The sequence below is a fragment of the Nocardiopsis sp. NPDC055824 genome (genome assembly GCF_053616335.1).
The window spans coordinates 1-8235 of the sequence record NZ_JBSHDN010000248.1; the positions used below are offsets into that span (position 1 = coordinate 1).

Sequence of the window (8235 nt, forward strand, 5' to 3'; positions counted from 1 at the left end):
GAACACCCCGTCCTGCTCCAGGAGCCCCGCCGCCTGCCGCCCTTCGCCGTCCCCCCCCCCCCGGGCCCCCCCGGGGGGGGGGGGGCCGCACGGGGCCTCGGGCGGCGCGCGGGACCGTCCCGCCGACCGAGGCGCCGAGGGGACTGTGGGGGTTCCGCGGCGCGTACCGGCGGGACAGGGCGTGTCCCCGCCGCACGAGGTGCCGACCGTGGCCCCGGACGCTCGTCGTCCGGGGCCACGCCCCGTCCGGGGACGGGACCCCGCGGGAGCGCCCCGGGCCGTCCGGGACGGAGGGGACCGTGCCCGGGGCGCGGAACCGCCCCGCGGCGGGCCGGTCCCCGACCCGAAAGCGGAGCGGCCCCCGGGCCGGTGCGGACCGTGCGTCCCACCGGCCCGGGGGCCGCTTCCTGGCGTCCGTCCGGTCCGTCCCCACGCGGAGGCGGTCCCGGACGGGTTCCTACTCCTCTTCCTCGCCGGTGCCGAAGCCCAGGCCGTCGGCGCACGGGTTGGACGTGGCGTCACGCCCCCCGCCGGGCCGGGCCGACTCGGCGGCGTCCGGGGCGTCGCTCGCCGAGGCCGCGTCCACGGGGGTGGGGGAGGCGCCCGGCGGTTCCTGCGGCGCGGGCGCGTCGTCGGCCGCGAGCAGGGCGGGCAGGGGCCGGTCCTCCCGCACCGCGGCGAACAGCTCCGCGGACTCCTGCTCGTGCCACATGACCCGGTTGGCGTCGAAGGGCGCCTGGTACCAGGGCACGGTGTGGAACTCGATGTCGGACAGGTCCGCGTCGGCCATGGTGACGGCGATCGAGAGCATCCGGTCGAGTGTGAGCTCCTGGTCCGTGGCGCTGTGCTGTGCCACCGCCTGGAGGATGCCGTTGAGCTTGGTCGGGCTGGTCATGACGTCGCTGCTGGTCACCTGGTCGGCCAGGGCGGCGAGGAACATCTGCTGCCGGTCGATGCGGCCGATGTCGCCGCCGTCGCCGATCTCGTAGCGGGCGCGGACGAAGGACAGGGCCTGGTCGCCGTTGAGCGTCTGCTGCCCCGCGTCGAGGTCGAGCCGGGACCGGCGGTCGCTCATCGGCTCGGGGATGCAGATGTCGACGCCGCCGATGGCGTCGACGACGTCCCGGAAGCTCATGAAGCTCAGGTGCACGAAGTGGTCGATGCGGATGTCGGTCAGCGACTCGATGGTGCGGACCACGCACGGCGGGCCGCCGTGGTACATGGCCGCGTTGACCATCCCGAAGTAGCCGTACGTGCCCTCGGTGTTGCCGTAGGCGTCGCACTGGGGGAGTTCGACCAGTGAGTCCCGGGGGAAGCTGATCACGGAGACCCGGTTCTCGGGGGAGATGTGGGCCAGCATGATCGAGTCCGAGCGCTCGCCCTCGAACTCCTGGCTGTACGCGGTGGAGCCCTCCTCGTAGCCGTCGGAACCCATGAAGAGGATGTTGACGGCGTCGCTGATCTTGTCGGGCCGCTCCTCCTCCTTGAGCGCCGTGTCCAGGTCGTGCCGGACCATGCCCGAGCGCAGGAAGTGGTAGTAGCCGTAGGCCGAGGCGACCCCGGCCACCAGGAGGACGGCGAGGACGGCCGCGGTCCACACGGCGATCCGGCGGCCCCGGCGGCGCCCGCGCGGGCCGGGGGGAGGGGAGGGCGCGGTCTCCGCGCCGTCCCCTCCGGCGCCTCCGCCGTCGGGGGCACTGTCACCGTCGGGGGCGCCGTCGCCGTCCGGGGCGGCGGGGGCCCCGGCTCCGCCGGGCCCCTCCGACGCCTCCGGGGCCTCCGCGCCCGCCTCGGCGGCGGCAGCCCCGGGGACGCCCTCGTCGCCGGAGCGCTCGTCGCCCCCCGGGCCGCCCGGGGCCGGGTCGGCGGACGCCGGCGCGTTCACCCCGTCGTCGCCGGCCTCCTCGGTCCCGTCCGCTCCGGGCCGCCCGGCCGCGGAGGGCTCCGCTCCGGGGCCGGGGTCCGAGCCGGGTGTCTTCTCGGGTGTCTCGTCTGGGGTCTTGTCCGCGCCGGGACCGGCGGAGGAGTTCTCGTCAGCGGGCATCGTTGCAATCTCGGTGAGTTCGGACAGCGGGACGTGCCAACGGTCGGACAGGGGACCGAAAGGCCACGAGTCCGTGTCTGGGGGAGGGCGGAGGTCGCGCGGGACACTGGGGCGGGTGGTCGAGCAGCCCGGGGCAGCCCGGGCGTCCGGGTGCGGCCCACGGGGCATCGGCCGGACCGTGGGAGGGACGCGGCCGACGACACGGAAACCCGCGTGTGGCAGAGATCCTAGGTGAAGTTCTCTTCGTTTGCGCGCTCGGGTTGTCCGCGAGCGGGGCTACTGACCACAATTGCGCAGCACAATTCCTTCGTCGGGTGATGGCCTGCTGGCGCCTTGCGCCCGACTTTCTCATCTGTGCCCGCAAGAATCACTTCTGACCCGCCGTGTGCACGGAGGATCAGAGCCTCACGGTGGGATCACACGCAACGATCCGGCTTCTTTCGGTCAGTCGTCCCAGAAGGTGCTTTCCTTCTCAGGACCCTCCGCGGCGTCGGCGGATCGGCCGCCCTTGGCGGCGGGCTTCGCGGCGGACTTGGCCGCGGGCTTGGCGGGGGTCGCCTTGGCGGTCTTCCGTGCCGCCGGCTTGGCGTCCGTGTGCCGGGGCCGCGCGGTCACGGCGCTCTTGGCGATGGGCTCGACGGGGCGCGGCGTCTCGCCGGAGTGGATGCTCAGCGCCTCCTCCTCGACGGTCAGCATCCTGCGCACGGGGTCGGGGACCTCCGGGAGCCGCTCGGAGCGCAGGTGCGCGCCCAGCACCTCCAGGGCGTGGTCGCACAGCAGCTGTCTGGCGCGTTCGGCCTTGACCCCGCTGAGCTCCTCGATCTCGGGGAGGTTGCGCTCGCGGAGCAGGCGGATGACGTCGCGCAGCCGTTCGCGGGTCTTGCGGTCGGTCATCGACATGACCGTCAGCTCGGCCTCGGCGACGAAGCCCTCCTGGCGGCCGTCGGAGTCGCGCTCGGCGATGAACGCGCTGGTCAGGCTCCGGGCGGAGGAGCGGGAGGAGGTGCGGATGTCGTTGCGCCTGATGTGGCGGGCCTGGAGGCCGGTCACGACGACACTGGTGGCCAGGCTGATTCCGGCTCCCAGCAGGATCAACGCGAGCGGGTTCTCGAGAAGCACGGGAAGGACCTTTCCGGGCGGGGGTCCGCACGGGGTGCGGTCACGGGGCGGTGACTGGGGATGTGCGGGGGCGGGGACCGGTGCTGGGCGACTATTCGCCACATCGGGGGTGATTGTCAAGTGCGAACGCGGGGCTGACGCCCGTCGCCGAGAGCGTCGTCGCAGGTCATGCCGGGGATCGCAGGGATGGGTGGGGCCGGGCGGGATGGGGGGGCGGTGCGGGACCCCGGGGACCCTCCTTCGGGATGCCCCGTCGCGTGGGGGGCGACACCCTCTGTCCACAGCCTGTGGACGAGGCGCCGGGGGTCGGCGTCACCCGGCCAGGAGCTTGTTCACCGACTCCGGAGACAGGATCTCCTCGGTGACCATCGCCGCGCAGCCGCGCACGCCGGCATCGTCCCACAGGGAGCTGGCCACGACCCGCAACTGCCGGGTGGCCAGGGCCGTGCACTGCTGGAACACCACTTCGCGCACACCCGCGACCAGGTGGTCGTAGGCCTCCGACAGGTCCCCGCCCAGCACGATCACCTCGGGGTTGAGCAGGTTCACGGCGCCGGCGAGCGCCTCGCCGAGCCGCCGTCCGGCCTCCCTGACGAGGGTCACGGCCACGGGGTCGCCGCCGACGGCCAGGGCCACCAGGTCCTTGAGGGTGTCGGCCCGCCGCCCCCGCTCCGCCGCGAGCTCCAGGAGCCGCCGACCGCCGGCGACCGCCTCCAGGCAGTCGGTGTTGCCGCAGCGGCAGGGCAGGCCCCCGCCGTCGCGCACGGGGATGTGGCCGATCTCCCCGGCGGCGCCCAGGGAGCCGCGCAGCAGGCGCCCTCCCGACAGCAGCCCGGCGCCGATCCCGGTGGAGGCCTTCACGAAGACCATGTCGTCGGGGTGGCCGTGCCCGCCGGCGATGTGCTCGCCCAGGGCCATCACGTTGACGTCGTTGTCGACCGTCACCGGGACCGGGAAGCGCTCGGCGACCAGCGGGGCCAGCGCCACCCCCGCCCACTTGCCCAGGAAGGGCCGGTCGTCGGCGCGCCCCGCGTGGAACTCGACCGTGCCGGGCAGGCCGATGCCCACGCCCCGCACGTCGGCGGGCCCGCGGCCGAGGGAGGCGAGCTGCTCGGACCACACGTCGAGCAGCCAGGGGAGGGTCGCGTCGGGCCCCTTCTCCATGTCGGGGGAGCCGGGCGTCCGCACGAGGACGTCCCCGTTGAGGTCGCACACGGCCGCCTGGCTGCGGGCCATGCCGAGGGCACTGGTGAGGATGAGCCCGCTGCCGGCGTTGAACTCCAGGAGGGTGGGGGGCCGGCCGCCGCTGGAGACGGCTCCGGTCCCCTCCGTGACGAGGCCGCTCCCGATCAGCTCGGTGACGCGCAGGGCCACGGAGGGGCGGGACAGGCCCGTGACCCGGGCGATCTCGGACCGGCTGGTCGCGGCGCCGGAGCGGATCAGCTCCAGGATGTGGCCGCTGGTGGCAGCAGAGGAAAGGCGTCCGGGGGTTCTGGCCATATCTCATTCAACCATGGGGTTAAGCCTCGAAGACTGGGAGGTTATGTAAAGAAGTGTTCTCAAGTGTGCTTGGTTTTTTACCATAGTCGGGCGTAAGGTCGAAAGTGGCGAACGTCCCCGGACCCCAAGGGCCGTTCCTCCTCCCGCACCGCCCCCCGTCGCAGCACCCCTCTCCGTTCTCCCTCCCCGCAGGAGCAGCCCGAAGATGTCGCAGCAGTCCGCGCCCCGCCCCACCGACCTGGTGGTCTTCGGGGGCACCGGCGACCTGTCCATGCGTAAACTCCTCCCCTCCCTCTACCTGTTGGACCGCGACGGCCACCTGGACGGGGGAACGCGCGTCATCGCCGTCTCGCGCGACGGCCTCACCGACGCCGACCTGCGGGACAAGACCTCGTCGGCGGTCCGCGGCCACCCCGCCGTCCAGGTGGTCGAGCCGGACGTGCTCCGCCGCTTCCTCGACCGCCTCTCCCACGTCACCGTGGACGTCGGCGGAGACCCCTCCGGATGGGCCGCCCTCGCCGCGGCCCTCGACCCGGGCCGCGACCGGGTCTTCTACCTCGCCGTCCCGCCCATGATCTCCGGCGACATCTGCCGCGGCCTGGACGGCGCCGGTCTGGCCACCCCCGGGTCCCGCGTGGTCATGGAGAAGCCCCTGGGACGCGACCTCGCCTCCTCCCGCGCCGTCAACGACGCCGTGGGCGCCGTCTTCGACGAGCAGCGGATCTACCGGATCGACCACTACCTGGGCAAGGAGACCGTGCAGAACCTGCTCGTGCTGCGGTTCGCCAACGTCTTCCTCGAACCCCTGTGGAACTCCCGCTGGATCGACCACGTGCAGATCACCGCCACCGAGACCGTCGGGGTCGGCGGGAGGCGCGGCTACTACGACACCTCCGGCGCCATGCGAGACATGGTGCAGAACCACCTCCTGCAACTGCTCTGCCTCACCGCCATGGAGCCCCCGGCCAGCTACGACCGCGAGGCCGTTCGCGACGAGAAGCTCAAGGTCCTCCAGTCGCTGCGGCCCGTCACCGGCGACCGGGTCGCCGAGGACACCGCCCGGGGGCAGTACGGGCGCGGAACCGTCCAGGGGGTCGAGGTCCACGGCTACCTCGACGAGGCGGGCGGGCCGGCGGTCAGCGACACCGAGACCTTCGTGGCGCTGCGCGCCGAGATCGCGAACTGGCGCTGGGCCGGCGTGCCCTTCTACCTGCGCACCGGCAAGCGCGTGGGCCACGCCCGCTCGGAGATCGTGATCCGCTTCCGGGAGGTGCCGCACACGATCTTCCCCGGCACCGACACGGTCCCCGGCGCGGGCAGCCTCGTCATCCGCCTCCAACCGGACGAGGGCATACACCTCACCATGCTGGCCAAGACGCCCGGCGCGGGCGCGCTGAGGCTCCGGCCCGTGCCGCTGGAGCTCAGCTTCGCCGACACCTTCTCCACCCGCTCGCCCGAGGCCTACGAGCGGCTGCTGATGGACGTGCTGACGGGGGACTCCACCCTCTTCATGCGCCGCGACGAGGTCGAGGCCGCGTGGCGCTGGGTGGATCCCATCATCGAGGCCTGGAACAGCACGGACACCACCCCCGAGACCTATCCGGCCGGAAGCGCGGGCCCCGAGGGCGCGCACCGGCTCATCGGCCGCACCGGCCGCACGTGGCACGAAGAGGAGCAACCCCGATGACCGCGCACACCCATGGGACGACCGGGTACGGACCCGGAGTCCACCCCGTCGTCGCCGACGTCACCCGCCGCCTGGCCGAGCGCAGCGCCGGGACCCGGTCCGCGTACCTGGCCAGGATCGACGAGGCGACGGGCCGGGGGCCCGCCCGCACCGCACTGGGCTGCGCCAACCTCGCCCACGGGTTCGCCGCCTGCGGCGTCTCCGACAAGCTCGCCCTGGCCGGCGACGTCAAGCCCAACCTGGCCATCGTCTCCTCCTACAACGACATGCTCTCCGCGCACCAGCCGCTGGAGTCCTACCCGGCCCTCATCAAGGCGGCCGTGGCCGAGGCGGGCGGCGTCGCCCAGTTCGCGGGCGGGGTGCCCGCCATGTGCGACGGCATCACCCAGGGCCGTGCCGGCATGGAGCTGTCCCTGTTCAGCAGGGACGTCATCGCGATGGCCACCGCCGTCGCGCTGTCCCACGACATGTTCGACGGCGCCCTCATGCTCGGGGTGTGCGACAAGATCGTGCCGGGCCTGCTGATCGGGGCGCTCTCCTTCGGCCACCTCCCGGTGGCGTTCGTGCCCGCGGGCCCCATGCCCTCCGGCCTGCCCAACAAGGACAAGGCGCGGGTGCGGCAGAAGTTCGCCGAGGGCAAGGCGGACCGCCGCGAACTCCTCCAGGCCGAGTCCGCCGCCTACCACTCGCCCGGCACCTGCACCTTCTACGGCACCGCGAACTCCAACCAGATGCTCATGGAGGTCATGGGCCTGCACCTGGCCGGGGCGAGCTTCGAGCAGCCGGGCACCCCCATGCGCGAGGCCCTCACCGCCGAGGTCGGGCGCCGCGTGCTCGGGCAGACCGCCCTCGGGGACTCCCACAACCCGGTCGGCGTGCAGGTCGACGAGCGGGCCCTGGTGAACGCGGTGGTCGCCCTGCTGGCCACCGGCGGATCCAGCAACCACACCCTGCACCTGGTGGCCATCGCCCGTGCCGCCGGGATCGAGCTGACCTGGGACGACTTCGCGGACCTGTCCGAGGTGGTGCCGCTGCTCACCCGCATGTACCCCAACGGCGCCGCCGACGTCAACCAGTTCCACGAGGCGGGCGGCATGGCCTACCTGATCGGCACCCTCCTGGACGCCGGCCTGCTCCACGAGGACGTGCAGACCGTCATGGGCGGGGGACTGGGCCGCTACCGGCAGACCCCCCGTCTCGAAGGGGCCACCCTGACCTGGGGTGACGGGCCCAAGGAGAGCGGCGACACCACCGTGCTGCGCGGGGTGGAGGACCCCTTCGCACCGGACGGCGGCCTGCGCATGCTCTCGGGCAACCTGGGCCGCGCCGTCATCAAGACCTCCGCGGTCGCACCGGAGCGCCGCGTCGTCGAGGCCCCCGCCCGGGTCTTCGCCGACCAGGCCGAACTCCAGGACGCCTTCGCCGCGGGCGAGCTCACCGGCGACTTCGTCGCCGTGGTGCGCTTCCAGGGGCCGCGGGCCAACGGCATGCCCGAGCTGCACAAGCTCACCCCGCCGCTGGCGGTGCTCCAGGACCGGGGCCAGAAGGTCGCCCTGGTGACCGACGGGCGCATGTCCGGGGCCTCCGGCAAGGTGCCCGCGGCCATCCACGTCTCCCCCGAGGCGGTCGCGGGCGGCGCCCTCGCGTACGTGCGCGACGGCGACCCGATCAGGCTGGACGCCACCGCGGGCACACTGGAGGTGCTGGCCGACCTCTCCGGACGCGAGCCCGCACAGCCCAGCGCCGACTCCTCGACCGGCACCGGCCGGGAGCTGTTCGCCGCACTGCGCGGCGTGGTCGGACCGGCGGAGGCCGGCGCCGGGGTCTTCTGACCCCCGACCCACGCTGCGGACGGCGGGCGCGCGGAAGGACCGGCCCACCGGTC

At 73.6% G+C, this 8235-nt stretch carries 5 protein-coding genes; 2 read left to right on the top strand and 3 right to left on the bottom strand.

Going from position 1 to position 8235, the window contains the following annotated elements:
* Positions 1 to 457: 457 nt before the first annotated feature.
* From ACWGL3_RS29000 to ACWGL3_RS29010, 3 genes are all read right to left on the bottom strand, one after another.
* Positions 458 to 2044, bottom strand: a complete 1587-nt coding sequence (locus ACWGL3_RS29000) for an LCP family protein (RefSeq protein WP_267947241.1) — start codon at positions 2042 to 2044, stop codon at positions 458 to 460.
* Positions 2045 to 2488: 444 nt separating this feature from the next.
* A complete protein-coding gene (locus ACWGL3_RS29005; protein WP_267947240.1) occupies positions 2489 to 3163 on the bottom strand; it encodes a hypothetical protein in 675 nt (224 codons plus the stop codon).
* 312 nt (positions 3164 to 3475) lie between these two features.
* Positions 3476 to 4663 (bottom strand): ROK family transcriptional regulator, encoded by a 1188-nt coding sequence (locus ACWGL3_RS29010; protein WP_267947239.1) that lies wholly within the window; start codon positions 4661 to 4663, stop codon positions 3476 to 3478.
* A 205-nt stretch (positions 4664 to 4868) separates the two neighbouring features.
* Between ACWGL3_RS29010 and zwf the strand changes: the two genes are divergently transcribed.
* Positions 4869 to 6350: a glucose-6-phosphate dehydrogenase gene (gene zwf, locus ACWGL3_RS29015; RefSeq protein WP_267947238.1), complete on the top strand. Its 1482-nt coding sequence runs from the start codon at positions 4869 to 4871 to the stop codon at positions 6348 to 6350.
* Positions 6347 to 8182: a phosphogluconate dehydratase gene (edd, locus tag ACWGL3_RS29020; RefSeq protein ID WP_267947237.1), complete on the top strand. Its 1836-nt coding sequence runs from the start codon at positions 6347 to 6349 to the stop codon at positions 8180 to 8182. The genes zwf and edd overlap by 4 nt, the downstream gene beginning before the upstream one ends.
* The last annotated feature ends 53 nt before the right edge of the window (positions 8183 to 8235 follow it).

Excerpts from the sequence above, each read along its gene's own strand:
- ACWGL3_RS29000 (WP_267947241.1), bottom strand. The coding sequence starts at position 2,044 with ATGCCCGCTGACGAGAACTCCTCCGCCGGTCCCGGCGCGGACAAGACC.
- ACWGL3_RS29010 (WP_267947239.1), bottom strand. The coding sequence starts at position 4,663 with ATGGCCAGAACCCCCGGACGCCTTTCCTCTGCTGCCACCAGCGGCCAC.
- zwf (WP_267947238.1), top strand. The coding sequence starts at position 4,869 with ATGTCGCAGCAGTCCGCGCCCCGCCCCACCGACCTGGTGGTCTTCGGG.
- edd (WP_267947237.1), top strand. The coding sequence starts at position 6,347 with ATGACCGCGCACACCCATGGGACGACCGGGTACGGACCCGGAGTCCAC.